Here is a 26,798-nt window from a genome sequence, read left to right on the forward strand (position 1 = left end):
TCTTCCGTACTTGGAAGGTGTTCTCCTTTATTGCTAGGCACCGTTTTCAGGCGGTTGTCGCCTATTTTGATCATGGAGGCGTGGTGCACAAAACCAACAAATCACGACACTTTCATAAGCTAGGTTCCAAAGCCTTTTTTTCCACCCGATTCGTATAGTTAATGTTTGTCATGTATTTGTAAACATAGTTAAATATTTGCTGACAAATCGATGTAATCAGGCATCTTGTGGCATACAAAAACTATTCTGATGCCGACAGTGACCTGCAAAATGCGAACTTCTTTGGCATAATAGACAACAGAGTGCTAAACACTCAACTAGATTCTGGAGGGAATTTATGATGTTTAAACAACAAGTAAGGGGTTGGCAGCATTACATAACGATGATGCTGGTTGCCACAATGGGTCTATTAATGATGGTTGGGACGGTCAACGCTCAGACAAAGCACCACAAAAAGACCGATGCAACTTCAGCAAAATCTTTTTGGCAGGATAAAAATTATCGAGGCACGTTTAAACGGACCAGCACTTTAGGGAAACATAAAGTTTTGACTAACCAGTTAAGTGTAACCTTTTCGAAAGATGGGCGTTACGTTCAGCGTGTGACGACCTCACTGGGAATTTCCGGAATTCAAGAGCAAGTGACCGACGGGACCGTGAGCTTGAAGAAAGGAAATCAGTTGGAATTAACACCACTGACCACTGCTACGATCGTTTATAAAACCAAAGCGGATCAAGCGGCGCACAAACCCGCTAACTATCACCAAAGTGGGAAGGATTTCGATAACAAGCTCGTTTTTGCCACTGACGGTCAGCCACAACACTATCAAGTTAATCGTAAAGCGAAAACGATCAAAAGCAGTGATGTTAAACCTGTGATTACGATGAAAATGGCCCATGATCAGCTTGTGTCTGCTAAAACGGCGATTGATCAATTGCAAAAATAGGTGTTGAGACTAGTATTATGACCCCGATAGCGGTTACAATATCACTGAAGGAGTTGTGATAGGAATGGCAGAACATGATCAGCAACACCCGAAAAAAATTGAGGGCAAGGTTTACGATTACAAGCGCATTTTGGTAGGGGTTGATGACTCACCAGACGCGCAGCTTGCGTACCAATATGCGGTTAAACAAGCCAAAGAGGACAAATCCGAATTGGTCATTGTTAGTATCCTAGAGGAACAAGACGTTAATGTCTTTACGGCACTGAGCAAAGAGATGTTGGATCAACAACGCTCAGGGATTCAAGAGCGACTGGAGTCTTACCGCAAGACGGCGAAAAATTCCGGAGTTAAATCCGTTAAAACCATTATTGCAGAGGGTGATCCAGGCGAGACAATTGTCAAACAGGTAATTCCGCAAGTTGACCCGGATTTAGTCATTGTCGGTTCCTTATCGCGACAAGGTGTGGCAAAATACTTCGGTAGCCAGGCCGCATATGTTGCGAAATATTCACCGGTTTCTGTACTGGTGGTTCGTTAGAACTGAATTTTATAAATTTGCACACAAAAGGCCGAGCAATTTTGCTCGGCCTTTTTAATACCGTTATATCAAGTAGAACGCTGATTTAGGCTTTATCCACGGCATGACCACCGAAACCATTACGTAGCGAGGAAACAACCTTACCTGTGAAGGTATCGTTCTCTAATGACCGATAACGCATCAATAGGGACATTGCAATAACTGGAGTTGCAACTTGCTGGTTCATCGCTTCTTCTAGTGTCCATTTACCTTCGCCAGAAGAGTGCATCGTGCCCTTAATGTTATCAAGTTTAGCATCGTTAGCAAAGGCTTCTTCAGCAAGTTCCATGAGCCATGAGCGAACGACTGAACCGCTGTTCCAAAGTCGAGCAACGGCTTCATTATCGTAGTCGAAGTCACTGTGTTCAAGGACTTCAAAACCTTCACCGATCGCTTCCATCATCCCATATTCGATACCATTGTGAACCATCTTCAAGTAATGACCAGAACCGGCCTTACCGGTGTAAAGGTAGCCGTTCTTTTGCGCGATTCCTTCGTATAGGGGCCGTAAAGTTTCAAAGGCCGCTGCGTCGTTACCACCGATCATAAAGTTACCATCGTGACGAGCGCCTGATTGGCCACCTGAAGTACCACAGTCGAAGAAGTTGATGCCTTTAGCTTCTGCCTTCTTCGCGTCAGCAACAGAGTCTTTCCAGAAGGAGTTTCCACCATCAATGATAAAGTCACCGGAATCTAACAAATCAAGTAAGCCATCAATCGTGGCTTCGGTTGGTTTGCCAGCAGGTACCATGATCCAAACAATCTTTGGTGATGGTAATTTAGCAACCATGTCTGCCAATGAGTCAGCGCCTTGCGCACCGGCTGAGACCGCTTGATCAACAAAATCCTTGTTTAAGTCAAAACCAACCACTTCGTTGTCGTGGTCCATCATGTTTTCTGCAAGGTTTAAGCCCATTTTACCTAAACCGATTAACCCTAATTTCATAAATGAAATCCCTCTTCCTTATGTGAATGAACGTTACGAGCTTAAGTATATGTAAAAAGTTTGCAAAAATCAACAATAATCCTGAAAATCAGTTTCAAAAACATTTTTTCACAAATTTAATGGCCTAATCCTTAAAAACTGTGATCTGGTAGCATATTGCCAGATTCAAATGTCTAAATTGCTATAACCAATTAATTGAATTTGAATAAAAGCTTGAGAGTTCTTTAAGGTGAATGGACTTTGCTGTAATCTTCTTGTCATTTGATTGTCACATGCGTAGACTAGCGATAGACACATGGGGGAGAACAGGAAGTTTGGAGGCGGTTCGATGCAGAACGCCGGCGAGCGATCGCTTGAATATTACATGGGACTGAGCTACCAGATTGTTATTAACTCCGTGGAAGAGGGTTCTGGTAGGCATTATTTTGCGCTGAGTGTTCCTGAGCTCACTGGGCTTGGCGTCGCAGCGGATACCATTTCCGAAGGGATTCGGGAGCTAAATGAGGCAAAGCGCATGTGGTTTGCAACCAACCTAAAGTTGGATCGACCGATCCCAGCACCTAGTCTTGATCCACAATAAGGGATCTATTCTAAATTTGGTTTCACTCCTAAGGCGACCGTGGCTGGCCGCTTTTTTTGTCTGGCTACACAAGCCTGCTGTCTGCGCCTAGCCCAGACTTATCAATTGGCCAAGGCCATGCCAACTGCTAAGCCTCAGCTAGTGCTCGACATCAACCCGGCTTGTTTCGTCTTGAGGCCTGTGCTGCAAACTTGTCGCTTACCGCGATTCCCTAAAATCGAGTCGTAGGTGATCGAATTTGGTTACTTTCTTCATTAAATCATGGATAAATTTGCTTTCTTGACCTTGCCGGCATAGGCTTAAGCGAGATTAGATAAATTTGGAGGCTGGATGATGTTAGTTAGACAAGCGTTCATCAATAATGCGAAGACCGCTCAGGATTTGCGGATTGAAGACGGAGTGTTCACAGAAATTGCGACACATTTGCCGGCAAGAGACCATGAAACAGTGATCGACGCGACAGGTAAGTTACTTTTGCCACCGTTAGTCGATCCCCATGTCCATTTAGATGCGACACAAACAGCCGGCGATCCAGAATGGAACCAGACAGGAACGTTGTTTGATGGCATTCGGATTTGGTCGGAGCGTAAAAAGACACTATCGGTCGAGGACGTTAAGCAACGCGCCAAGATCACACTGCGTAAGCAGATTGGGAATGGCATTCAGGTTGTTCGCTCCCATGTCGATGTTACAGATCCCAACTTAACCGCGCTTAAAGCCCTGCTAGAAGTGAAAGCCGAATTGGCTGATGAAATTGAACTCCAATTAGTGGCGTTTCCGCAAGAAGGGATTCTGTCATTTCCTCAAGGTAAGGCATTGATGGAAGAGGCCGTTAAATTGGGTGCTGATGTGATTGGTGGCATTCCACACTTTGAATTTACACGTGAATATGGGATTGAGTCATTACATTTTATCGGTGATCTAGCGGAGAAATATGATCGTCTCATTGATGTTCACTGTGATGAAATTGACGATCCCGCATCCCGTCATTTGGAAACGTTGGCTACAATTGCTTATGAAACTGGCCTAGGTGATCGAGTCACAGCCAGCCACACAACGGCGCTTGGTTCATACAATAATGCGTACGCATACAAATTGTTTCGACTGCTCAAGTTGGCCGATATTAATATGATTGCGAATCCATTGGTGAATACAAATTTAGGCGGTCGCTTCGATACTTATCCGAAACGTCGTGGGATGACGCGAGTTAAAGAATTGGATGCTGATGGAATTAATGTGGCTTTTGGGGAAGATGACGTTCGCGATCCTTAGTATCCGATGGGTAATGGGAATATGCTGGATCCGGTTTCAATGGGGCTCCATGTTGGTCATTTGATGGGCTATGACGACATTAACAATAGTTATCAATTTGTCACTACTCATGCGGCCAAAGCGCTTCATATCTTAGATCATTATGGGATTGAGGTCGGTAAGCCAGCCAACTTCATCATTTATAATCAGGCTGATTTTTATAATACGTTAAATGAACATGCAGAAGTTTTATATAGTGTCCGGCAAGGGCGAATCATTGCGCAGACGACGCCTAAAGTGACGAAGCTGAATTTTTAGAATGATGAATTAGACGCGGTTAACACGGTGAACTAAATTTCACAATCTTTTCAAAACACTTGTGAAATTGACTTTTTTTAAAATGAAACAAGTGTCTCAATATGTCAACACCAGGCATCAGCAATGATTAGATTGCTGATGTTTTTTTCACTAATTTTAATTCAGCAAGTGAAAGTGTGATAAAATAAGCGCATTACACGGTTAAGAGAGGCTAAAACATGACAGAAGAGAAAGCACAACGATTCGGTGCGGACGCAGTGGTCGAAAGTTTGATTAATCATAACGTTAAGTACGTTTTTGGCGTACCTGGTGCCAAAATTGATCGATTGTTTGAACGCTTAGCGCATCCTGATAACGCAAAGGCGCCACAACTGATCGTGACTCGCCATGAACAAAATGCCGCCTTTATTGCAGCTGGTATTGGTCGTTTAACCGGCGAACCGGGGGTTGCCATCACCACTTCCGGACCAGGGGCTAGCAACTTGGCCACTGGGCTGGTTACTGCCACGGCTGAAGGAGACCCCGTTGTTGCGATTGGCGGGCAGGTTCCGCGACGTGATTTGCTTCGGTTGACTCATCAAAGTATGGCGAATGCGGCGCTATTCAAGCCAATTACGAAGTTTTCGGCTGAAATTCAGGACCCAGAGAATATTTCAGAAGTGATTGGCAATGCATTTGAAGCAGCCACGGCTGGTAAGCAAGGTGCTAGCTTCGTTTCCTTACCACAAGATGTTGATGACGCGTCGGTGTTGACACCAGTCTTGGAACCGATGCAAGCACCCGTGCTGGGGCCCGCCAGTCCTGCCGATGTGAACTTATTGGCACAAGAAATTCGTGCTGCCAAATTACCAGTTATTTTGGCTGGGATGCGGGCATCTTCTGCGCAGGTCACGAACGCGATTCGTAAATTAGTGAAAGCTGCTAATTTACCCGTTGTTGAAACATTTCAGGCAGCTGGTGTCATTTCCCGTGAGTTAGAAGAGAAACATTATTTTGGTCGCGTTGGTTTATTCCGCAACCAACCTGGTGATCGTCTGCTTAAACAAGCAGACTTGGTTATTGCAGTCGGGTATGATGCCGTTGAGTATGAACCGCGAAATTGGAATGCGGAGAAGCAAGCACGGATCGTCACCATTGATGCCACGGCAGCGCAATTAGATCAAAATTATCAACCTGAAACGCAACTCGTCGGCGACATTGCCCAAACCCTGGCCATTTTGCAGGCGAACATCAAAGGGTACCAGCCTAACGATGCTGGTCAAAAAATCTTGGCTCAGTTACATGATGAGTTGACCCAACGTGATCGAGATTACGTGCAGGCTCCAGATGCGACTAAAGTTGAGCCGTTAGCACTGGTGGCCGCACTTCAGGATCATGTCAGTGATGAAATGACCGTCTCAGTGGACGTTGGGAGTCACTACATTTGGATGGCCCGCCATTTTCGTAGTTATCAACCACGCCATTTGCTCTTTAGTAATGGGATGCAAACACTTGGTGTAGCCTTGCCATGGGCGATTGCGGCAGCCTTGACGCGGCCTGATGCCCAGGCGATGTCCGTTTCTGGTGATGGTGGGTTCTTGTTCTCTGGTCAAGAACTGGAGACAGCAGTTCGATTGGGATTAAACATCGTGCATGTTATCTGGAATGACGGTCATTACGACATGGTTAAATTCCAAGAAGAAATGAAATACAAGGTGGATGCGGGTGTTGATTTTGGCCCAGTTGATTATGTCAAATATGCGGAAGCTTTTGGGGCAACTGGTCTACGAGTGACCAAGCCAGCCGATTTACAAACCGTGCTGGACCAAGCATTTTCAACTAAAGGACCCGTGATCGTCGATGTACCGGTAGATTATTCACACAACCGGGCGTTAGGCGAAAGTCTGTTACCGGATCAATTTTAAAGATTCATTAGCGATATACGAGGGGGACATAAAATGAAAGAGACCACAACCTTGTTTCAACACGGGACGCTAGCATTACTTATTCCAGGTTTATTCACCGGCACTTTGTCAGCTGGCGACTTAATCCAACATGGTGATACTGGTATCGGTACGTTGGACGGTCTAAACGGTGAAGTGGTGGTTATCGATGGGCAAGTGTATCAGGCTGCTGAGGATGGTCACGTGTATCCAGTGACGGATACGACAACGATGCCATTTGCGTCCGCTCATTTTACTGATCTTCATCAACCCAAACAGTCGCTTGAAGGGCTAAATCAAACGCAGTTTTCAAATTGGTTAATCAATGATCAACATTTAAAAAATGCGTTTGCCGCGATTACACTACATGGCCAGTTTGCCACGGTTCACGTGCGGGTTGCGCCGAAACAGACCGCGCCATTTCCGCCGTTAACGACGGCCACAGCGCATCAGCCGGAATTCACGCGTGAGCAGGTGAGCGGCACAGTGGTTGGTTATTTTGCCCCAGACTTATATGCCGGAGCTACCGTTGCTGGCTGCCACTTGCACTTTATTAGCGATGATCGACAATTTGCTGGTCATTTACTCGATTTCCAACTAATTAACGGTGAAGCCGGTGTGCAACTCTTACCAAACTTATTGCTTCATTTGCCGACTGACAATGCAACATTTATGAATGCTGATATCGAACTTAATGGTTTAAATGACGCCATTAATCAGGCCGAACATTAGTCACGCTTTATGAAAAGTTACGCACCAAAAATGCCCATCCTTGCACGTAAGGGTGGGCATTTTGTCGTCGCCAATTTTTCAATCTAATTTTCCCGCGATGATTTGGTCAATAACATTTAAAACGCCATCATCATTGTTTGAGTCAGTTCGGCGCGGTGCTTGCGCTAAAACGTCGGCGTGGGCGTTGGCCATCGCATAGCCGTGTTCGGTCATGAGCAACATATCTAAATCATTTTCATTATCGCCAAAAGTGACAATCTCGTTGTTCATAATGCCGTACCGTTCTTGCAAATGGGCTAAACCGGTTGCTTTAGAGATACCCGCTATGCCGATATCCTCAGTATTGAAGCCGGAGTTCATGGCGGCTAAGCTGTCGTCAAGGTGGGTGATCAAGTCAGCAATCTGTTGCGTGGGATCGGTTTGCTGTTCAAAGCTAACGGCGATTTTGACTAGTTGATCGTCGAGGCTGCGCGGATCTAACTCATAAAGATGGTCAATGCGTTGTAGGTCGTTATAATAACGTTTAATAAGTTCAAATATTGGTTGCGGTATACTGGCGTCCACATAAGCCCGGTTAACGCCTGACAGCGTCGTTAAGGCGGTTTGCGTACCGAATAATTGCTTAATCACGCCCAACGTATTGGCAATTTGGTGATCAGAAATTTGGCTGGCAAACAACAGCTTGTCTCGAGCATGAACAATCGCGCCGTTGTCAGAGATAAAGTCCATTTCATCTTTAAATGGTGTGAATCGTTCAACTAACCGTTGATATTGTGATCCGCTGGCAGCAGCGAAATGAATTCCCCGCTGACGTAAAGCGACAAATTGACTGGCGAATCGATCACGATCGTAGTCGTTATCATCGTTTAAAAATGTACCGTCCATGTCTACGGCAATGAGTTTTATCGGCATGAGGAACTCCTTTTAATGGTGAATTTAATAATCTTATAATGATCAAACAAGAAAATCAGTCACGATTTTCTGATAAATCAAGCCTAATTGTAAGTAGTCACTTAAGTCAACATATTCATTGACCTGATGGGCCACATCCCAACGTCCGGGGCCTAGCACAATAATGGGAAAGTGGTGTTCGGCTTTCGTATATTCGGAGGCATCTGTCGCACCGTGAATGACATTTAGTTTGGCCGGTTGACCTGTGATTGCGGTAACCGCGTTTTTGGCTAATTCAACCAACGAAGACTGTTGATCAGAAATGACGGGGAAGAAACTAAAGTCGATGGTTAAGCGCAAGTTGATCAGGGGGTCTTGATTGAGCTGATCGACGACACCTTGCAATCGGTCGATGACTTGAGCATTATCGAAATCTGGAATTGGTCGAATGTTTCCTTCCAAGTGAGCGTGGCCTGGAATGGAGTTCACTTGATCGCCGCCTTTAATGACTGTTACTGAATGAACAACGGGACCGAGCACATCGCTCACCGGTGCGTCATCGAAGGCATGTGCTTCCGCATTGATAAAAGCGTTGAGGGCTGAAATGGCATTGACGCCTTTTTCTGGCATCGAAGAATGCACGGATTTGCCGACAGCGTCCACGGCGTAATCAATGGAACCGTTATGAGCAAAAATAATTTGATCACTCGTGGGTTCGCCCACAATCATGGCGTCGACATCATTCACATAGCCAGCTTCGGTTAGCATCCGTGAACCGGGAGCGCCATATTCTTCACCAACGGTCGCAAGGAATTGAAGCTGTCCTTGTTTAGGTAGGCCGGCATCGTGCAGCGCGATCAACGTGGTTACCATGGCGGCAAGGCCACTTTTCATATCAGCAGTCCCTCGACCAACCATTTTTCCATCAGTAATCTGGGCCGAAAGTGGGTCAGCCTGCCAACCATCCGACGCGTTGGCTGCCACAGTATCCAAGTGTCCTGTTAACATGATGGTTTTGCCAGGTTGCGTACCCTTTAATGAAACAAACAGGTTTACTCGACCAGGTTGATACGGAATCTTTTTAGCGCTAAGACCGTGAGCCGCTAAAACTTCGATGATTTTATTGGCGACTGCTTCTTCATGCCCGTTACGCGAATCAATTTTAACAAGTTCAGCCAATAAGTTAATTTGTTCAGCTGTTTCCATCACACTGCCCCCTTGTATATTGACATTAGTCTATTTATAGCACTTCTGTTGAGTCTGGGTAAGCCTTGGTCCACAAAATAAATCAAAGCGAAACAAGCATCAGGCTTGTAGAGCTCGACAAGAGATGAGACAAACCCACTCGGTAGTGATCTGAAACGTCAATGAGCGATGATATTTGTCGATAAAGACAGTCGATGATTCAAGAAATGTCAGCATTGGACGAAAATCTCTAAGAATTGTGCAACCGTTTGATGAAAACTATACCAATTGTTAGTAATCCGCATGGCTACGCGACCTGAGAAGGATCGAATGATTGTTTTATATGAGACCAATTTGCTGATTTCATGATTTTTTAATAAAAAGGGGGTTGCTGATTAGCGACGCATCTATTAGGGTACTATACATAGACCAATTTAAGTAACAATGTTTAAAAGGCCTATCCAATAAGCTAAAAAGGGTGATACCAATGGATGAATCAAGAATCAATCGCTTAGGCGTAGAATTATATGCCGATGGCGCTAATATTGAAGATATGGTGGATGCTTATAAATCTGGTTTAGTAACTGGATTTACAACCAATCCATCCCTAATGAAAGAAGCCGGTGTAACCGACTACGTAGAATTCGCTCATCAGGCAGTTGCTGCCATTCCAGATTTGCCGATTTCCTTTGAGGTTTTTGCGGACGATCCTGAGGATATGGCCGCCGAAGCTGAAGTTATTAGCCATTTTGGCACGCACGTCTTCGTTAAAATTCCGGTTATGAATTCCCGGGGAGAATCCACGATTCCATTGATTCACCGGTTGTCACACGCCGGCATTAAAGTTAATGCGACGGCCATCTTCACAGAAGAGCAAGTTCGGGCAGTCCGTGACGCGCTAGATGAGGAGACAGGTGGAATTGTGTCCGTCTTTGCGGGGCGCATTGCCGACACCGGCGTGGATCCGCGACCATTGATGTCTAAGTATGCCGATATGGTCCACTTTAAGCCCGGCTTGAAGTTACTCTGGGCCAGCCAGCGCGAAGTGTATAACATTATGCAGGCGGCTCAGACACATACCGACATTATCACGTGTACCCCTGGTTCACTGAAAAAATTAGCGTTGCTCGGCAAACCACTAGCAGAATATTCTTTAGACACGGTTAAGCGGTTTAAAGCAGATAGTCAAGCACTGGGTTTTGAAATTCTTGCCAAATAATCAAAAGATTAAGTTAGTGACACTTGGCGTTGATGTAACCTCACTGAAACACCGACGTGGCGAAATTTGCGAAATAAGCTGAATAAATGTAAAACGACGATTACGCGCTAACTGGGACAGCGCATGATCGTCGTTTTGTTTGGTGAATTTAGGCTAATTAATATCTGAGCAGCCGCTTATCTGCAAACTCGGTTACTAATCACGCAACCGAGTTTGCGCGGCTACGTGACTAGCCCGTTGGATCAAATCAGTGAAAATTTGCTTCATGGCGGGATTGTGTTTTTCCATATTTTCCGGATGCCATTGAACACCGAGAATCTGGTCGTTGGTGGTAGATTGAACAGCTTCAATTACGTCATCGTCAGCGAATGCAACCGCCTTTAAACCAGGGGCAACCTGTTTGATGGCTTCATGGTGGCGGGAGTTGACAAATGGACGGGTGCCGACAAGCTGTGCTAAATGGGCGTCAGCATTGACGTTAACATGGTGCGTTGGAATGTTGCCCGCCGCCCTTTGGGAATGTTGAACAAATGATGCTGAATCTTCCGATAAATCCTGATACAAAGTCCCCCCTAGAGCGACATTAAGAACTTGTTGTCCGCGACAAATGCCTAGAATAGCTTTGCCAGCATGGACCGCCTCCCTGACCAATTCGATTTCAAGCAAATCTCTGGTTCGGTAAGTTTCACCCAATAAAATGTCGGGTTCCTCGCCGTATAGAGTCGGATCGACGTCCAGTCCGCCGGCTAGTAATAGACCGTCAAACAAATCGAGATAGGCACTAGCATCGGCTGGATCAATACTCGGCAAAATGATTGGAATGCCACCGGCCTTAGTGATTGCTTGAATTGCAGGTTGTGGTGCATATGCAGCATTACGTTGGTTAATGATGTTGGTCGCTTCTGTCAGAGTGTCAGCGGGAATAGCGATACGTGGTTTCATAAACGAAAATCCTTTCTCATCGCAATTAAGCAATCATGAATCTACTCATTATTTTTTAATATTATACTCGTCTGGTGCGAAAAAGTCAGGTAACGAGAGCCGTAGCTTATCAGCTAATCGGCGGCGCCGTTTGTATAGGGTTGGTCGAGAAATCTGATACTTCGTTGCGAGCATCGTTAAATTTAAGGGTTCGGTGAGTAGATCGTTAAACAATTGGCGCTCGTCTTGGTTAAGTCGAGTCTGAATGAGTTGCCATAAGTTAGTCGTTTCCAGTTGGCCAGCCAGGTCGATGCGGGGATCCGGCTGAGTTGAATGGTCGGGCAGTGACGTTTGGTGCTGGGCCGTTGCTGTCTTTTTTCGTAGATAGTCCAACAAACGCCAATAGAGTCGTTGATAAGCATACCGGCGTAGAGCCGCTGGATCGTGGTCGTCAATCTGCGTGACATATTCCATGAAGACCTCGACATAAATCAGTCGGCCTTCTGACAACAGATCTTCGTAGTCTTGATGTCTGGGACTGATGTGCAGGCGTTTTAAGACGCCATAAACGACGCGAAAATTATTGGGATCGGCGACAAAATTAAAGGCAGTCGCGGACAAAGACTGTGACATGGGTGACTTCCTTTTCTAACGGAACGATTCCGTTGATGATCCAAAGGCCTTTGGTCGCCATCACTGTACTAAATTCCGAATTAAATACGCGACTGCGGGTTTAATCTATCGGACTTGCTGCTATTTGATTGTAAAGATTCCTGATGAAAACGGACTTAGGACGGGATTCTATCAGTTAATTAATTGGTGAATTTCGAATACCGCGTTAAATCTTAATTGTTTTACGTACCGAATTTACGCCAAAACGCGGTATGATGGAGTTAATTCTAAAGACAAAGAGGTTTAATCATGAGTGTGACAACCCCGATTAGTAAGCCAGAACAACAAGTGTTTCATGACTATGAAATTCCTGTGCATGAACCATTAAGCACCTTTAAAAGTTTGACCGCGGTGACGACGATGACCGGTGAATTTGAAGGTCAGGCAGTCGACTTGACGGACCTGCTGAGTGATTATGTTGCCGCCCAGTTGGATTTTAATCGACTGGTTGATATTATTAACCAGGAATGGTGGAGCCAGTTGCAGACTTGGCACAAGTTGACGGGGGATCGTCTGTCAGCTAATGTGCAAAAACATGCGGCCGCGTTTGGACCATTTGAACAAGAGCGTCAACGCTTGGCGGCCCAAGCTCAGACCGGCTTCCCTAAAGAAATATTGCAAAAGCCGCGAGAACAATGGCATGCCCAGGATCTATTTGCCTACGATTACATGATGTTTCAAGTGGATTTAAAATGGGAATTCTTCAATATCATGGAGATTATGGCGCAGTTAAATCCTGATGTGAACATGGAAACAATCGCGACTGAAATTCAGAGTCAGTTAGCCCCCAAACATGGTCCTAAAGAACGGCGCGTTGATTTTGGTCACAATAATTCTCCGGAGGATGAAGTATGAATTACATTGAACCTTTAAGCCAGACAGACAAGAAGTGGCTCCACGAGCGCGATTTGCGGGTGGATGCACCACTGACTAAGATCGATGGCTTAACCGGCTTGCATTTGAATGGGTTAATCGATGGTCAGACGATTGCGGTGGATGAATTGATGGCCAATGCCTTCATTTGTCAGCTAGCAGTCAACGATTTAAGTCAAAGTTATCAGCGATTAGAAACAGCCACCGATGCGGAGGCTGCCTTGATTGCTTTTTCGAAGGCCAGCCAACAGGTTCATGAACGACTCCAGAAGCTGATGCAGCATTATGCAGCGGTTCTAAGCGACGGACAACTGTTACATGATCAAGTACGGGCTAATTTCTACGCTGCGGAACCAGATGGTGTGATGGCTTCAATCACCGCTGGTGAGGCCTCCAATCAAATGCTCGCATTTCATGCGTTACTAGGAATGAGTGCGGATGCGCAATGGTTGATGGAGATGGCTTTGCAATTCTTGCATCGGTTAAATCCCGCGCTCACAACGACACAATTGCAAACCATCAGTACGCAAATTGCGGACTTAGTTGCAGTCGGTTAACAACAACGTCGATTTAATGTAAATGAATGTCCGGTTCGACGCATTTGCTCATGAGTAGCAATGCGTTTTTTTTACTAGCTCGCAGCGAGCGGATGGATATTTTTTGCTAGTCGTGAAAATATGTTCTAAAAAATAGTGGACATTATTTCAGATGGGTTGTTATACTGTAATCAAGCGAATGAAAGGGGTTACATAATATGACATTTACACGAGCACAACTAGCAAAGTACATGGATCACACAATGTTAAAACCTGAGGCCACTGCTGATATGATCGACCAGACCGTTGCAGAAGCCCGCCAATATCAAACGGCGTCTGTTTGTATCAACCCGTACTGGGTTACTCGCGTTCACGAAGGGTTAGCCGGCACTGACATTGCTACCTGCACGGTTATCGGTTTCCCTCTGGGTGCCAATACGACCGCTGTTAAGGTGTTTGAAACCAAAGAAGCCATTGATAATGGCACTGATGAAATTGACATGGTGATTAATATCGGTGAGTTAAAGGCGCAACACGACGAGGCCGTTTTGGCCGATATTAAAGCAGTTGCAGAAGCGACTCACCAACAAGGCAAATTACTCAAAGTGATTATTGAAAATGCACTGCTCACGGATGAAGAAAAACGTCGGGCATCTAAGCTAACTGTTGCCGGTGGGGCGGACTTTGTTAAGACTTCTACTGGGTTTGCCGCTTCAGGCGCCAAAGTTGCCGATGTTAAATTGATGCGTGAGGCAGTCGGTCCTGACTTTAAGATTAAGGCTGCAGGTGGGATTCATACCTTAGCGGATGCAGAAGCAATGATTGCGGCTGGTGCTAATCGCTTAGGTGTTTCAGCTTCAGTGGCAATTTTGAACGAAATTACACCGTCAGTTTAACGCGCTAAACTTAACTAATAAATGTAAGCGTTTACGATGCGGAAAGGGGTTTGACATGGCTTATCAACGAGTTTTTGCGATTGTTTTAGATTCAGTTGGGATCGGTGAGGCACCAGATGCAGCGGCCTTTAATGATGTGGGTGCGGACACACTTGGCCACGTGGGGGAATTTTACCAAGGCAAGTTGGCACTGCCTAATTTAGCCAAGCTAGGATTAGGCAACATTCGGGCTGATCGACCGATCGCCGGTGTCGCACCAGCTGCTAATGCTTTGGGCGCATTTGGTAAGATGCAAGAGGTTTCTGCGGGTAAAGATAGCATGGATGGACACTGGGAGATGATGGGCTTACCGGTCAAACAACCGTTGTCTACTTTTCCTGAAGGCTTTCCTAAAGCGTTGATTGACAAGATCGCTGCTTTTTCTGGGCGTGACGTGATTGTTAACCGGCCGTACTCAGGAACAGAAGTCATTCACGATTATGGTGAAGAACAAATGCGGACAGGCGCCTTAATCGTCTATACCTCAGGGGACTCGGTGCTACAAATTGCGGCTCATGAAGATGTGATTCCAGTGGCTGAGTTATATCGGATTTGTGAATATGCCCGTTCGCTGGTTAATGGACCAGAATGGACGATTGGCCGGATTATTGCGCGACCATACGTTGGTCCAGATAAAGATCATTTTACGCGGACTGCTAATCGGCATGACTTCAGCTTGGAACCAACTGGCACAACTGATCTGGATCGCCTGAATAAAGCTGGGTTGGACGTGATTGGGATCGGTAAAATCAACGATATCTTCTCCGGTCATGGAATCACCAAGGGCTATCATAATGAAAGTAATATGGATGGCATGGACCATGTCGATGAAGTCATGGCAAGTGATTTTCACGGTTTCTGCTTTACGAACTTAGTTGATTTTGATGCGATGTATGGTCATCGTCGTAATCCAGAAGGTTTCGGTCAGGCGCTGATGGACTTTGACCAGCGGTTAGGTCGTGTTTTAGCAAACTTAAAGGATGACGATCTGCTACTAATTACGGCTGACCACGGTAATGACCCTGGCTTTAGAGGTACCGACCATACGCGAGAATTCGTGCCATTATTAGCTTATTCACCAGCGATGGCTAAGCCAAATCAGACGTTAGGCATTCGTTCAACATTCGCAGATTTAGGCGCGACGATTTTAGATAATTTTGGCGTGGCTGGCGCGGCTAACGGGACAAGTTTCTTGGCGCAGTTAAGCACAAACACACACGAGGTGACAAAATGAGTACACATATTGGTGCCCAAATGGGCGATTACGCTGACACGGTTCTATTACCTGGCGATCCATTACGAGCAAAATATATTGCGGAACATTTTCTAACGAATGTCAAACAGGTTAATGAGATTCGAAATGCCTTTGGCTACACTGGGGAATACCAAGGCCATCGGGTGTCCGTTCAGGGCTCAGGGATGGGGATTCCGTCAATGTCCATTTATATTAACGAACTCGTTCAGTTTTATGGGGTAAAAACGATTATTCGCGTCGGTTCATGTGGCGGCATGGCACCAGATGTTCATTTGCGTGATGTGTTATTAGCATCTGGATCGAGTACCGATTCAGCCGTCACCGCAAATACGTTTGGACCTGGCGTTCACTATGCACCACTAGCCGATTTTGGTTTACTCGATACAGCCTTTCATGAAGCGCAAAAGATGGGCATCACGCCTAAAGTCGGTGACATCTTCGCCGCCGATCGTTTTTACAACGATGAATTGGATATGAAGAAATTAGCGGATTATGGTGTGATTGGTACTGAAATGGAATCAGCTGGCTTGTACTTATTAGCAGCCAAATTACATTTCCGTGCATTATCTGTGCTAACTGTCAGCGATCTCATCTTTGGGGATGAAAAAACGACCGCCGCTGAGCGCGAACAGACATTTAATGATATGATTAACATCTCATTGGCAACCGCGATTGCCGAATAAAGATTGTTAACGGCGGTGGATCGAAGGTCAGCTTCGGTTCACCGCCGTTTATTGAATAAGATTGCCTTAGTTTGGTGGGTGAAAAAGGAGATTTACGCCGTGGAGAATGATCCAGATAAGTTAAATAACGCCCTAAAAGTAGCGCGTTTATACTATCAGAATGATTGGAGTCAAAGTGATATTGCGACCGAATTGCAAATTTCTCGGGCGACCGTCTCCCGATTGTTGCAGTACGCAAGAGATGCTGGGGTGGTCCGGATTCAAATTATGGATCCGCAACTACCGATCACTACATTAACGGCGGCTTTAAGAGCGCGTTATCAATTAAAGGATTTGGTCATTGTCCCGACGACACCGGGGGCGGGCAATACGCTACTGACGCAGGTCGGCGCCGGAGCGGCCAATTACATCGAATCTATTGTAAAAAATGACGATATCATTGGGATCGGCTGGGGAAAAACAATTCATCAGGTTGCGAACCAATTAGATCCTAAGGACGTTGGTGGCGTTACCGTGGTGCAGATGAAAGGCAGTGTGGCTAATTCGCATAGCAATAATTATGCCTTTGAGAGTGTCAATACGTTTGCGAATGCGTTTAGAACGCAGCCTCAGTATTTGCCATTACCGGTAATCTTCGACCATCAGCAGACTAAGGAATTGGTCGAGCAAGATACACATATTCGGCATATTATCGAGCTTGGTCGCAAAGCCAACATTGCTGTCTTTACGGTGGGGACAGTGAGAGATTCAGCCTTACTATTTAAGCTTGGTTACTTCACGGCCAAAGAACAAAGCGCTTTGCAGCGACAGGCAGTCGGGGATGTCTTTTCACGGTTTATCGACGTTAATGGTCAAATTGTTGATGCGGACATCAACCAACGAACAATTGGGATTGCCTTGGACGAGTTGCCAGCAAAGGAACATAGTATTTTAGTGGCCGCAAATTCGGCAAAGGTGCCAGCCATTCACGGGGCATTAACAGCCCATTATGCGAATACGTTAATCGTTGATCAAGCAACCGCCGCTGATTTAGTGGATTATGGCAAGCACGTCAGGACGAACTAGTTAGCATTAATCAACGCCTGGAATGATATATTTCTTTTGAAGAAATGGATCAAATAGTAAAAAATTGTATTAATACGAGTTAAAATTTCATCATTAAGGTTAATCATGTTGGGGCAAATGGATCTGGGGACAAAGTGTAGTTTTCAGAAAATGGTTATCTTCAACAGATAAACTAACATTGATGTTGTTGGGATAATAAAAGATCTCCAGACTGGACTATAAAATAAAATGTGCAATGACAAGAATTAAACGGCGTTATGTTGAAAGAAGCATAAATCAATTTTGTATGCATTGTTAACTAAAACGGCGGTTCTTGAGTTCAGGCATCTGTCTGTACTCAAGAACCGCTGTTTTGTTTAGTTACGCAAGCCTGTTGTCTGCGCCTAGCCCAGCTTGTTTCACCTTGAAACTGCTTTTTTACTCGAAACGACCTGTGGGTACGTGGAGCGGTTTAAAAGCTGCTGTAATTCACGAATGCGGATATCCCGCGGCAGGAAGACGCGAATCTCGTCTTGAGAAAAGCCCGTTTGTAATAAGTAACGTTGATCATCGAAAAGTAGGGGATAGTGGATCAAACGAAAATCGCTCGTCATCAGGTTTAAGAGGTCGCTTAACGGCATTTCATCAGGATCGTGGTCGGTAATGAATGCACGATAAGCGCCTGATTGAAAGGCGAATAAGTCATCAACGCCGGCTTCCGATGCTGACAAAAACTGTTTTAATTTGGCGACAGTTATTGGAGAGCGGTCTGAGTGAACTCTAAATTCAGTAAATGAAATGTCATGATCACTTAACCAACGAATCGCCTGGCGTGACGGGAGGTTGGATGAAATTGTATAAACTTCAAGCATCAGCATCATCTCCAATTCTGCTTGACCGTTTAACTGATTTATTTTATGTAACCAGTATATAATTCTTATATATTTAAATGAAATGATCGCTTTTAAACCGATTCATTTATCATTAAATTAATAAAGGCGGATAATAAGTCGACTGAACAAAGTGCCTGTCCATTGTGCAGGGCCAAAATGGTCTTGCTCCCGCGCTTAATCTAATGCCAATATAATGGTTGGATATGCTATGATAAAATGGTCTATAACAATGTAGTAAGCGTTTACAATTATTAGGAACGGTTGGGTGATAGCAATGGCAAAACGGGTCACAATTAAAGATGTTGCCAAAGCAGCGTCCTTATCGATTACGACGGTTTCACAGATTTTAAATGGTAAAGGGGATCGTTTCCCAGAAGCGACACAAACAAAGGTTTTGCATCTGCGTGATGAGCTCGGCTATGTGCCCAACTTTAACGCACGCAATCTCATCAGTCACTCGATGCAGACGGTGGGCATTATCGTGCCCAATTTGGTCAATCCATTTTTTAGCATGTTTTTGCGGGGAATTCAGGATGCGATGTTTGATCAAAATTGTGTGCCGATTTTTCTCAGCGCTGACCATAATGAAACTTTGGAAAAGTATTATCTGCGAACATTGGTCGAACGCGGTGTCGATGGCGTAATCATTGCTAGTTCGGCAATTGGTAACGCCGAGATTAATGATTTATTGAAGCGCAATCAAATTCCGTACCTGCTATTCGATCAAAATGACCCACAAAATGAAGGGGATCGGATTATCGTGGATGACGAGCGGGGCGGTGAACTGGCCACGAATCACTTAATCGAAGCGGGGCATCGTAAGATTGCGGTTGTACTGCCGGATCAACCCTCGCAAAATGTGCGGATGCGACTAGCCGGTTATCGCAGCGCGATGGTCCGTCGCGGTTATGCCGTGGAGGATGCCTTAATCTTTACAACGGATTTATCAAAGCACGGTGGTCGGCAGGTAGCCGCAGCCTTGATCAAGTCCTCGGCAACGGCGGTCTTTTGTTCGAATGATGAAATTGCCATCGGACTGATTCGGGGCTTGCGAGATGCCGGCAAGCGGGTACCTGAGGATATCTCAATTGTCGGTTATGATGACATTGATCTAGATGCCTACATTACGCCACTATTGACGACTGTTCACCAGCCGGTTTATGAAATGGGTGAGTGGGCCAGTCAGATGATTATGAAACGTCTGCGAGAACCCAATGGTCCAGCTCAGTTAAAAGTCGTCGATGTCTCTTTGGTTGAACGAGATTCTGTTCGAGGGTTGTAAGCCTTTGCAAAATATGATATCTTTTTGATACGGGTTTAGTAAAACGTTTTACAATGCATATTACCACGACAACTGCTGGTCAGGCATTTGATGTTCGGCACGCGTTTTTACGTTAAAAATGTGGTAAATTGATGGTTAGAACCAATGTAATGACGAATAAATTGTTTGAAAAAGGGGACCATGATGACAAACAAGGTTGTTGTATTAGGAAGCTTAAATGTTGATTCCATTCTACGCATCGCTCGCTTACCATTGCCTGGTGAAACGATGGAAATGAATGATAAGAGTTCTGCACCGGGTGGGAAGGGCGCAAACCAAGCTGTCGCCGCTGCTCGAGCTGGTGCCAATACTTCATTTATCGGTAAAGTCGGCGCCGATGACGCAGCCGAAGTATTGCGCGATGCCTTGAAATCCGACGGCATCAGTACGGAACACGTGACGACGGATGAAAACCGCGGGTCTGGACAAGCGTTTATCTTGTTACAGGAATCTGGGCAAAACTCGATTTTGGTCTATGGTGGCTCGAATCAGTCATTACGTCCAGCTGATGTCGATGCCGCAAAAGACTTGATTAAAGATGCGGACTTCTTGATTTCTCAATTTGAAACGCCAATTGACACGACAACCTATGCGTTTGAATATGCGCAGAGTGTTGGGGTCACTACGATTTTAAATCCGGCGCCGGCGATTCCAACCATCCCAACAGAGCTATTGAAGGTGACCGACTTACTGTGTCCTAACGAAACAGAGTCAGCCACGTTAACGGGGATTGAAGTGACAGATGCCACGTCCATGATTTTAAACGCTGCTAAATTTGCTCAGATGGGGGTCAAGGAACTAATCATCACTGTTGGCTCGCGAGGTGCTTTTTATGCAAACCAAATGGAAAGTGGCTTTGTGGATGCATTTAAAGTTAAGGCAGTTGACACCACCGCGGCCGGTGACACCTTCTTAGGCGCATTGAGTTCACAACTGAAGACCGACTTCAGTAATATGCGTGAAGCCATTGTCTTCGCTAACCATGCGTCATCGATTACCGTCCAGCGCTTAGGCGCCCAGCCATCAATTCCTAAGCTTGCCGAAATTCAAGCTGAATATGACAAGTAAGATAAGGAATGTTACATTATTAACTTTCGCGATTATTTAGCGCGGAGGTTTTTTGTTTATAAACATAATTACCGGGAAATAGCTCAAAGTAATCGGCCATTCAAACGGAGATTTTAATCCTTTAAGGAATTTGTTCTTAATGAAAGCATTCAAAGGTTAGGTCGGTTTTTTATTTCAATTAGTATGACAATGATGCCACTAATATGACGTTATTAATGATAACAATATGCAGAGCTTGTGGTTGCAAACGCTTCCAAAAATTGGTACACTGAGCGAGTAAAAGTTTGTAAATCGTTTTACAAGTTGCTTTAAAAAATTCAACAAGGCGGTGAATTGAAATATGAAGAAAACAACAGTGATAAATTCCGATTTATCACGTGTTATTTCCCAAATGGGTCACTTTGACACGTTAGCAATTGGGGATGCTGGGATGCCTGTTCCAAAGGGAACGGAAAAGATTGATTTGGCGGTTACCAAGGGGTTACCAAGCTTTATTGATGTTTTGACAAACGTATTGTCTGAACTGGCCGTCCAGCGGATTTATCTGGCCGAGGAGATGAAAGTTCAGAATCCTCAGCAATTAACGGCAGTAAAAGCGTTGTTACCAGATGTTGAGATTGTCTTTATTCCTCATGACCAAATGAAGGCTGATCTGAGCCAGGCCCATGCATTTGTCCGAACCGGGGAAATGACGCCTTATTCCAACATTATTTTAGAGAGCGGCGTGACATTCTAATGGGAGGTTGCTCAAATGGAAATTGACATGCAACACATTTCAAAGTCTTTTGGTCCCAATGTGGTGCTAAAAGACGTCAATTTCTCTGTCACAGGTGGCGAAGTCCATGCTTTGATGGGGGAAAACGGTGCGGGTAAATCGACGATGATGAACATTCTGACCGGTTTATTAGAGCCAAATGGCGGCGTGATTAAGGTCGATGGGCAAGAGACACATTTTGCCAACGCCTTGGAAGCAGAACAACATGGGATTGCGTTTATTCATCAAGAAATGAACAACTTTGTTGAAATGCCAGTTTTGGACAACATGTTTTTGAACAAGGAAATTAAGAGTCGCTGGGGTTTTATTGATAACGATAAAATGAAAGCGCTTGCTAAAACATCCTTAGATCGGTTGGGGATGAAGGTAAATCTTGATCGACCAATTGGCGAGCTATCAGTCGGACAACAACAAATGATTGAAATTGCTAAGTCCTTAATGACAGATGCCAAGGTGATTATTATGGATGAACCAACGGCGGCCTTGACGGAAAACGAAATCCAGAAATTATTTACCGTAATTAAATCATTAAAGGCTCAAGGTGTCGGCATTATCTATATTTCTCACCGCATGGAAGAATTATTTGCCATTTCTGATCGAGTCACTGTCATGCGCGATGGGTTAACCATTAATACGTATAAAACAGCTGATACTAATGTGCAACAGATCGTTCACGATATGGTTGGTCGGGATTTAGGTGATTTCTATCCTGATCGAAAGCCTAAATTTGGCGATACGATGATTAAAGTGAATGGCTTGACTAGCAATGGGGTCTTTAAAGACATCAGCTTTGCGGTTCGCTCAGGTGAAATCCTAGCTTTCTCCGGCCTAATGGGCGCTGGGCGAACAGAGATCATGCGCGCAATCTTTGGGATCGATAAACTCGACGCGGGCACCATTGAAATTAACGGTGAAACGGTGCAAATTAGCAATCCTAATGAAGCAATTGCTCATAATGTCGGTTTTTTAACCGAAGATCGGAAATCTGAGGGGTTGATCCTTGATGATTCGATTGCCGACAATATCGATCTGCCTAGTATCGATGGTTTTACGAAACATGGTTTAATTGACCGCAAAGCGGATCGGGAATTCGTTGAATTGTTGATGAAACGACTGACCGTTAAAGCGACGAGCGCTGATGAAGAAGCTGGTAGTCTGTCTGGTGGGAATCAACAAAAGGTGGTTCTCGCCAAATGGGTCGGTTCAGGATCACAAGTGTTGATCTTAGATGAACCGACTCGTGGGGTTGACGTGGGCGCCAAACGAGAGATCTACGACCTGATGAATGAACTGACGGATCGGGGCACAGCGATCATCATGGTTTCCAGTGATTTGGATGAAGTCCTTGGATTCTCAGACAATATCGCCGTGGTCTATGAAGGTCAGTTAATGGATATCGTGCCAACGGCCACCGCCAGTCAAGAAAGTGTTATGACGTTAGCAACGGGAGGAGAACGCTAATGGATAAGCAAACCGAAGCCAAACCAAAATTTAATTTCGGTGATTTTTATGCCAAACTGGGGCCGTTGGTTGCCCTGATCGTTTTAATTATTCTGGTCTCAATTCTGAACTTTTCATTTCTTGATCCATTGAACTTATTGAACTTATTACGGCAAGTTTCGATTAACGCCTTAATTGCCTTTGGGATGGAATTTGTTATTTTAACCGGTGGGATTGATTTATCCGTTGGATCGATTCTTGCCTTAAGTGGCGCGTTCACGGCCCAATTGGTATTGATGGGTGTGCCGGCCTTTTTCGCCTTCCTAATTGGGATGGTTACCGGTGGAATCTTTGGCGCGCTGAACGGGGTTTTGATTGCTTATGGTAAAGCTGCACCGTTCATTGCTACGTTAGCCACGCAAACAATTTTCCGTGGTGCAACCTATGTTTTCACCAATGGGAACCCAATTACTGGGGCCAAGATGAGCAGTAACTTTGGCTTTCAATTCTTTGGTCAAGGTTATCTCTTCGGCATCCCATTCCCAGTCTACATCATGGTTTTGTTCTACATCTTGGCTTACGTGCTTTTACATCGGACAACATTTGGTCGTAAGACCTACGCGTTAGGTGGTAACCCGCGGGCAGCCTTCGTTGCTGGGGTTAAGAACAATAAGATGATTATTTGGATTTACACATTGGCTGGTTTCTTATCAGCGACAGCTGGGATGATCTTAACGTCACGACTCGCTTCTGCGCAACCAGATGCTGGGGTCGCTTATGAAATGGACGCGATTGCGGCCGTCGTCTTAGGCGGTACCAGTCTAGCTGGTGGTAAAGGGAAGATGTTTGGAACCTTGATCGGTGCGCTGATTATCGGGGTATTGAACAACGGGATGAACCTATTAGGAATTTCTAGCTTCTATCAACAAATCGTTAAGGGGATCGTGATCTTGGTCGCTGTCTTACTTGATCGAAAGCAAGCCAAAAACTAGGGGGAGACATACTCATGAAGCATAATAAACGTTATGTACTCAGTCTGATTGCTTTGTTTGCGCTCTGCTCTGTCATTTTGACAGGATGTAAAGCTGTTTCGCTGACGCCACCATCATTTGGCAACAAGCAGGTCACTAAGAAAGCTAAGGATAAGTTAAAAGTCGGTGTGTCATTATCAACGTTGAGTAACCCATTCTTTGTGTCGTTACGTAATGGGATCAATGATGTGGCCAAGAAGAATGGTACGACGACAGAAGTCTTCGACGCGCAAAATGACAGTTCTAAACAGTCCAGTGATATTGAAGATTTGATTCAAAAGAAAGTTGACGTCATTATTATTAATCCGGTGGACTCTGATGCGATTGTACCAGCGGTTAAAGACGCCAATAATGCGGGTATTCCAGTGATTGCCTGTGATCGTGGTTCCAATGGTGGGAAGCTGTTAACCACTGTGGCCTCTGATAACGTTAAGGCTGGACAGATGGCTGCTGACTTTATGAAAAGCAAATTGCCAAAGAATGCACCAGTCGCAGTTCTTGAAGGAACGCCTGGGGCCGATGCGGCGATCCAACGTGGTAAAGGATTCGATCAACACGCCAAGAACTACTTGAAGGTGGTCACGAAGCAAAGTGCTGACTTTGACCGGGCCAAAGGACTATCGACGATGGAGAACGTTCTGCAAGCGCACAGTGATATTCAGGGTGTCTTCGCTCAAAACGATGAAATGGCTTTAGGCGCTGTTAAAGCAATCAATAATCCATCGATGGTTGTTGTGTCAATCGATGGGGAGCCACAGGGATTAACCGCTGTTAAACAGGGTAAAATTTCCGGTGACATTGCCCAGTCGCCAAAAGTTGAAGGTGAACTTGCCATCAAGGCTGCTTACAAACACTATGAGGGTAAGAAAGTGGCAAAGAACATTGCCTCACCAATTCACCTAGTAACTAAAGATAACGTCGATCAGTACAGATAGGCACGATCATAATTTTTGTTAGCACTAAAACGACGATTCCACTTGGGACCGTCGTTTTAGTTGTGCGCCAGTTTAGACGCTTATATTATCGAGCAGTGCCGACCAACCTGGACTTCGTGGGCATTCTGCTAGAACGCTGTGGAACTAGACTGAGCCGATGTGCGTTACGTCTAGGTTGGTCTAAACTCATCTTTCAAAGTGATACGCGATTCCTTTCTGGCAAAATTGACGGGTCCTGAAGACAATATTTTCTCATGAAGTAGAATTCATGATATATGTGTGCAATGAAAAGATCGGCCGGGAGTAAGCGTTCGTCCGATTTAATGACATTGCAGTAAATGGTTAGGCGGGATTATTTTCGTTTTTTGTTATCTCGGATCAAGTCGAGGATTGCTTTAACAATCTGCAAGATCACAAGCGCAATCGACAGGATAATCAAACTCATCTTGGGACCCCGTCCTTTCACTGTGTTTTGTATGAGCCACCGTCTCACTTTTTAAATTAGGGCAAGGAAACGCGTTCTTTCAAGGACGTGATGAATTGCTCTATTTTTGTACTGCCTTCCAGCCGGAATATTATCCCATGGAGTAGAATTCATGCTATAATAAATCAGCAATCAAAAGACGACCGGGGAGCAACCGGTCGTCCGATGTAATGACATTGCAGTAATTGGATTGGACCGGATTATTTCCGGTCTTTTTTGCTGTCTCGGATCAAGTTGAGAATTGCGTTAATAATCTGCAAGATCACGAGAGCAATCGACAGGATAATCAAAATCACCCTGGGAGCTCCGTCCTTTCACTGTTTTTTGCATGAGTCACCACCTCACTTTGAAAAGAGTAGGTGTTAAGCGTGCGCTCACCACAAAATCATTACTCGTTCAGTATACCAAGTCCGATTAGAAACCGCGTTAACTTTATGGCCGGTTCATAATTAATTTTTCTAAGTAATGGGTGAGATCTTCATTAATGTTCGTTTGGATGTCTCAATGTCGTTAGTGACTAGACAGTCAGGTCTTTCCACACAGGACAAACATAATAAGGGACTTGGATCGTAAATTTTCAAACGAAACAACATCTGTGCTAACTATAAGCCAAAGAAAGCGTTTTCATTCCTCTGGGAGTATGCTAGTCTGAATTTGAGGAGCGTGATTTGAATGAATGAAGAAAAGTTAGATTGGCGAACAGATCAGAGTGGCGAGTATACCAGAGACACCGTAAATGGATCGATTGTGGATTTACCAACTCGGCAGTATATTGTGCTTTCCGGGGTTGGTAAGGCCGATCCTAATAATCGAGATTTCACGGCGCGAGCAGATGCGCTATATCATGTGGCGGATTACTTAGCTGCTGCACCGCAAAATAACTTAGAAGTAGAGGGGTTCCAGCCGTTTGTTCGTTATCCGCTACAAGCAATGTGGGAGCGGGTCACGCCTGGCCGGGATGCACAATGGCGCTATCAATTAATGATTCGTCAACCGGAATTCATTACTAAAGAAATCCTGCAAACAGCTGAATTTGCGATTACTGATGTTGATCAGTCGTATCTTTGGGATATTCGAATGTTACATTTTTCAGAAGGGTTAGAGGCACAGATTGGTAACGTCGGCATTTTATCGCATCTCGGCATGGCGAATACACGTTTACAGACCTTTATTCAAGGAGCTGGCTATCGTTCACTCGCGGCAGAAAGCTGGCACATGGAACTTTATTTGGATGACGTTGTTCGGACCGAAGGGGGACAATGGCATACAATTCTGCGTAATGGCATTGAACCGATGGATGTAACCAAGGTGATGAAGCAAGGTCTCCCGATTATTCAAGGAAATTGACATGATTCAAATGGAAAC

General features: G+C 45.0%; 25 protein-coding genes and 1 pseudogene. 20 read left to right on the forward strand and 6 right to left on the reverse strand.

Going from position 1 to position 26,798, the window contains the following annotated elements; genetic code table 11:
* The first annotated feature begins 337 nt into the window (after positions 1-337).
* Both AC27FN_RS00360 and AC27FN_RS00365 read left to right on the forward strand, forming a co-directional pair.
* Complete coding sequence (locus AC27FN_RS00360; RefSeq protein ID WP_487166052.1) at positions 338-946, forward strand: hypothetical protein; 609 nt, start codon at positions 338-340, stop codon at positions 944-946.
* A gap of 64 nt (positions 947-1,010) precedes the next feature.
* Positions 1,011-1,484 (forward strand): universal stress protein, encoded by a 474-nt coding sequence (locus tag AC27FN_RS00365; protein ID WP_407882510.1) that lies wholly within the window; start codon positions 1,011-1,013, stop codon positions 1,482-1,484.
* A gap of 85 nt (positions 1,485-1,569) precedes the next feature.
* On the opposite strand, the gene gnd is transcribed toward AC27FN_RS00365, so the two are convergent.
* On the reverse strand, positions 1,570-2,469 hold the full coding sequence (gene gnd, locus AC27FN_RS00370) for a phosphogluconate dehydrogenase (NAD(+)-dependent, decarboxylating) (RefSeq protein ID WP_487166053.1): 900 nt from the start codon (positions 2,467-2,469) through the stop codon (positions 1,570-1,572).
* Between the two features lie 328 nt (positions 2,470-2,797).
* Here gnd and AC27FN_RS00375 point away from each other — a divergent pair, with 328 nt between their 5' ends.
* From AC27FN_RS00375 to budA, 4 genes and pseudogenes are all read left to right on the forward strand, one after another.
* The gene (locus AC27FN_RS00375) at positions 2,798-3,049 is read left to right on the forward strand and encodes a type II toxin-antitoxin system HicB family antitoxin (protein WP_487166054.1); all 252 of its coding nucleotides are present in this window, start codon (positions 2,798-2,800) and stop codon (positions 3,047-3,049) included.
* A gap of 333 nt (positions 3,050-3,382) precedes the next feature.
* Positions 3,383-4,618 (forward strand): annotated as a pseudogene (gene codA, locus AC27FN_RS00380) (cytosine deaminase).
* Between the two features lie 218 nt (positions 4,619-4,836).
* Positions 4,837-6,522, forward strand: coding sequence for an acetolactate synthase AlsS (gene alsS / locus AC27FN_RS00385; RefSeq protein ID WP_487166055.1), 1,686 nt, complete (start codon positions 4,837-4,839; stop codon positions 6,520-6,522).
* Between the two features lie 33 nt (positions 6,523-6,555).
* On the forward strand, positions 6,556-7,272 hold the full coding sequence (gene budA / locus AC27FN_RS00390) for an acetolactate decarboxylase (protein WP_487166056.1): 717 nt from the start codon (positions 6,556-6,558) through the stop codon (positions 7,270-7,272).
* A gap of 78 nt (positions 7,273-7,350) precedes the next feature.
* On the opposite strand, the gene AC27FN_RS00395 is transcribed toward budA, so the two are convergent.
* Positions 7,351-8,184: a Cof-type HAD-IIB family hydrolase gene (locus tag AC27FN_RS00395; RefSeq protein WP_487166057.1), complete on the reverse strand. Its 834-nt coding sequence runs from the start codon at positions 8,182-8,184 to the stop codon at positions 7,351-7,353.
* 42 nt (positions 8,185-8,226) lie between these two features.
* On the reverse strand, positions 8,227-9,369 hold the full coding sequence (locus AC27FN_RS00400) for an ArgE/DapE family deacylase (RefSeq protein ID WP_487166058.1): 1,143 nt from the start codon (positions 9,367-9,369) through the stop codon (positions 8,227-8,229).
* 466 nt (positions 9,370-9,835) lie between these two features.
* On the opposite strand from AC27FN_RS00400, the gene AC27FN_RS00405 reads away from it, so the two are divergent.
* Positions 9,836-10,567 (forward strand): transaldolase, encoded by a 732-nt coding sequence (locus tag AC27FN_RS00405; RefSeq protein ID WP_487166059.1) that lies wholly within the window; start codon positions 9,836-9,838, stop codon positions 10,565-10,567.
* Positions 10,568-10,762: 195 nt separating this feature from the next.
* Here AC27FN_RS00405 and AC27FN_RS00410 read toward each other — a convergent pair whose 3' ends face one another.
* Both AC27FN_RS00410 and AC27FN_RS00415 read right to left on the reverse strand, forming a co-directional pair.
* Positions 10,763-11,509 carry a gamma-glutamyl-gamma-aminobutyrate hydrolase family protein gene (locus AC27FN_RS00410; RefSeq protein ID WP_487166060.1) on the reverse strand — a complete coding sequence of 249 codons (747 nt, stop codon included), beginning with the start codon at positions 11,507-11,509 and terminating at the stop codon, positions 10,763-10,765.
* A 48-nt stretch (positions 11,510-11,557) separates the two neighbouring features.
* On the reverse strand, positions 11,558-12,121 hold the full coding sequence (locus tag AC27FN_RS00415) for a sigma-70 family RNA polymerase sigma factor (protein WP_487166061.1): 564 nt from the start codon (positions 12,119-12,121) through the stop codon (positions 11,558-11,560).
* A 288-nt stretch (positions 12,122-12,409) separates the two neighbouring features.
* On the opposite strand from AC27FN_RS00415, the gene AC27FN_RS00420 reads away from it, so the two are divergent.
* The 6 genes from AC27FN_RS00420 to deoR all read left to right on the forward strand — a co-directional run bounded on the left by AC27FN_RS00420 (position 12,410) and on the right by deoR (position 17,507).
* A complete protein-coding gene (locus AC27FN_RS00420) occupies positions 12,410-13,015 on the forward strand; it encodes a hypothetical protein (RefSeq protein ID WP_487166062.1) in 606 nt (201 codons plus the stop codon).
* Entirely contained in the window at positions 13,012-13,590 is a 579-nt protein-coding gene (locus AC27FN_RS00425; RefSeq protein WP_487166063.1) for a hypothetical protein, read from the forward strand. The genes AC27FN_RS00420 and AC27FN_RS00425 overlap by 4 nt, the downstream gene beginning before the upstream one ends.
* Before the next feature lie 197 nt (positions 13,591-13,787).
* Positions 13,788-14,465, forward strand: a complete 678-nt coding sequence (gene deoC / locus AC27FN_RS00430; RefSeq protein WP_487166064.1) for a deoxyribose-phosphate aldolase — start codon at positions 13,788-13,790, stop codon at positions 14,463-14,465.
* Between the two features lie 55 nt (positions 14,466-14,520).
* A complete protein-coding gene (locus tag AC27FN_RS00435) occupies positions 14,521-15,738 on the forward strand; it encodes a phosphopentomutase (protein ID WP_487166065.1) in 1,218 nt (405 codons plus the stop codon).
* Entirely contained in the window at positions 15,735-16,442 is a 708-nt protein-coding gene (deoD, locus tag AC27FN_RS00440; protein WP_487166066.1) for a purine-nucleoside phosphorylase, read from the forward strand. The genes AC27FN_RS00435 and deoD overlap by 4 nt, the downstream gene beginning before the upstream one ends.
* A 99-nt stretch (positions 16,443-16,541) precedes the next feature.
* The gene (gene deoR / locus AC27FN_RS00445; protein ID WP_487166067.1) at positions 16,542-17,507 is read left to right on the forward strand and encodes a DNA-binding transcriptional repressor DeoR; all 966 of its coding nucleotides are present in this window, start codon (positions 16,542-16,544) and stop codon (positions 17,505-17,507) included.
* Positions 17,508-17,905: 398 nt separating this feature from the next.
* Here the strand turns inward: deoR and AC27FN_RS00450 are convergent, their stop codons facing one another.
* On the reverse strand, positions 17,906-18,358 hold the full coding sequence (locus AC27FN_RS00450; RefSeq protein WP_487166068.1) for an ArsC/Spx/MgsR family protein: 453 nt from the start codon (positions 18,356-18,358) through the stop codon (positions 17,906-17,908).
* 295 nt (positions 18,359-18,653) lie between these two features.
* Here AC27FN_RS00450 and rbsR point away from each other — a divergent pair, with 295 nt between their 5' ends.
* The 7 genes from rbsR to AC27FN_RS00485 all read left to right on the forward strand — a co-directional run bounded on the left by rbsR (position 18,654) and on the right by AC27FN_RS00485 (position 26,780).
* The gene (gene rbsR, locus AC27FN_RS00455) at positions 18,654-19,661 is read left to right on the forward strand and encodes a ribose utilization transcriptional repressor RbsR (RefSeq protein ID WP_487166069.1); all 1,008 of its coding nucleotides are present in this window, start codon (positions 18,654-18,656) and stop codon (positions 19,659-19,661) included.
* Between the two features lie 183 nt (positions 19,662-19,844).
* Positions 19,845-20,768: a ribokinase gene (gene rbsK / locus AC27FN_RS00460; RefSeq protein ID WP_487166070.1), complete on the forward strand. Its 924-nt coding sequence runs from the start codon at positions 19,845-19,847 to the stop codon at positions 20,766-20,768.
* Between the two features lie 340 nt (positions 20,769-21,108).
* Complete coding sequence (rbsD, locus tag AC27FN_RS00465) at positions 21,109-21,504, forward strand: D-ribose pyranase (RefSeq protein WP_487166071.1); 396 nt, start codon at positions 21,109-21,111, stop codon at positions 21,502-21,504.
* Between the two features lie 15 nt (positions 21,505-21,519).
* Positions 21,520-23,004: a sugar ABC transporter ATP-binding protein gene (locus AC27FN_RS00470; protein WP_487166072.1), complete on the forward strand. Its 1,485-nt coding sequence runs from the start codon at positions 21,520-21,522 to the stop codon at positions 23,002-23,004.
* Positions 23,004-23,975: an ABC transporter permease subunit gene (locus AC27FN_RS00475; RefSeq protein WP_487166073.1), complete on the forward strand. Its 972-nt coding sequence runs from the start codon at positions 23,004-23,006 to the stop codon at positions 23,973-23,975. Before AC27FN_RS00470 ends, AC27FN_RS00475 begins: the two co-directional genes overlap by 1 nt.
* Before the next feature lie 14 nt (positions 23,976-23,989).
* Positions 23,990-24,949, forward strand: coding sequence for a substrate-binding domain-containing protein (locus tag AC27FN_RS00480; protein ID WP_487166074.1), 960 nt, complete (start codon positions 23,990-23,992; stop codon positions 24,947-24,949).
* A gap of 1,156 nt (positions 24,950-26,105) precedes the next feature.
* Positions 26,106-26,780 (forward strand): hypothetical protein, encoded by a 675-nt coding sequence (locus tag AC27FN_RS00485; RefSeq protein ID WP_487166075.1) that lies wholly within the window; start codon positions 26,106-26,108, stop codon positions 26,778-26,780.
* The last annotated feature ends 18 nt before the right edge of the window (positions 26,781-26,798 follow it).

The organism is Furfurilactobacillus sp. W61-4, assembly GCF_057545565.1.

Coding starts and splice junctions, on each gene's coding strand:
- AC27FN_RS00400 (WP_487166058.1), bottom strand. CDS start 9,369: ATGGAAACAGCTGAACAAATTAACTTATTGGCTGAACTTGTTAAAATT.
- deoD (WP_487166066.1), top strand. CDS start 15,735: ATGAGTACACATATTGGTGCCCAAATGGGCGATTACGCTGACACGGTT.
- AC27FN_RS00360 (WP_487166052.1), top strand. CDS start 338: ATGATGTTTAAACAACAAGTAAGGGGTTGGCAGCATTACATAACGATG.
- AC27FN_RS00435 (WP_487166065.1), top strand. CDS start 14,521: ATGGCTTATCAACGAGTTTTTGCGATTGTTTTAGATTCAGTTGGGATC.
- AC27FN_RS00480 (WP_487166074.1), top strand. CDS start 23,990: ATGAAGCATAATAAACGTTATGTACTCAGTCTGATTGCTTTGTTTGCG.
- budA (WP_487166056.1), top strand. CDS start 6,556: ATGAAAGAGACCACAACCTTGTTTCAACACGGGACGCTAGCATTACTT.
- AC27FN_RS00485 (WP_487166075.1), top strand. CDS start 26,106: ATGAATGAAGAAAAGTTAGATTGGCGAACAGATCAGAGTGGCGAGTAT.
- AC27FN_RS00415 (WP_487166061.1), bottom strand. CDS start 12,121: ATGTCACAGTCTTTGTCCGCGACTGCCTTTAATTTTGTCGCCGATCCC.
- gnd (WP_487166053.1), bottom strand. CDS start 2,469: ATGAAATTAGGGTTAATCGGTTTAGGTAAAATGGGCTTAAACCTTGCA.
- AC27FN_RS00410 (WP_487166060.1), bottom strand. CDS start 11,509: ATGAAACCACGTATCGCTATTCCCGCTGACACTCTGACAGAAGCGACC.
- AC27FN_RS00395 (WP_487166057.1), bottom strand. CDS start 8,184: ATGCCGATAAAACTCATTGCCGTAGACATGGACGGTACATTTTTAAAC.
- deoC (WP_487166064.1), top strand. CDS start 13,788: ATGACATTTACACGAGCACAACTAGCAAAGTACATGGATCACACAATG.
- AC27FN_RS00425 (WP_487166063.1), top strand. CDS start 13,012: ATGAATTACATTGAACCTTTAAGCCAGACAGACAAGAAGTGGCTCCAC.
- AC27FN_RS00475 (WP_487166073.1), top strand. CDS start 23,004: ATGGATAAGCAAACCGAAGCCAAACCAAAATTTAATTTCGGTGATTTT.
- rbsD (WP_487166071.1), top strand. CDS start 21,109: ATGAAGAAAACAACAGTGATAAATTCCGATTTATCACGTGTTATTTCC.
- AC27FN_RS00450 (WP_487166068.1), bottom strand. CDS start 18,358: ATGCTTGAAGTTTATACAATTTCATCCAACCTCCCGTCACGCCAGGCG.
- AC27FN_RS00375 (WP_487166054.1), top strand. CDS start 2,798: ATGCAGAACGCCGGCGAGCGATCGCTTGAATATTACATGGGACTGAGC.
- AC27FN_RS00420 (WP_487166062.1), top strand. CDS start 12,410: ATGAGTGTGACAACCCCGATTAGTAAGCCAGAACAACAAGTGTTTCAT.
- AC27FN_RS00470 (WP_487166072.1), top strand. CDS start 21,520: ATGGAAATTGACATGCAACACATTTCAAAGTCTTTTGGTCCCAATGTG.
- rbsK (WP_487166070.1), top strand. CDS start 19,845: ATGACAAACAAGGTTGTTGTATTAGGAAGCTTAAATGTTGATTCCATT.
- AC27FN_RS00405 (WP_487166059.1), top strand. CDS start 9,836: ATGGATGAATCAAGAATCAATCGCTTAGGCGTAGAATTATATGCCGAT.
- AC27FN_RS00365 (WP_407882510.1), top strand. CDS start 1,011: ATGGCAGAACATGATCAGCAACACCCGAAAAAAATTGAGGGCAAGGTT.
- rbsR (WP_487166069.1), top strand. CDS start 18,654: ATGGCAAAACGGGTCACAATTAAAGATGTTGCCAAAGCAGCGTCCTTA.
- alsS (WP_487166055.1), top strand. CDS start 4,837: ATGACAGAAGAGAAAGCACAACGATTCGGTGCGGACGCAGTGGTCGAA.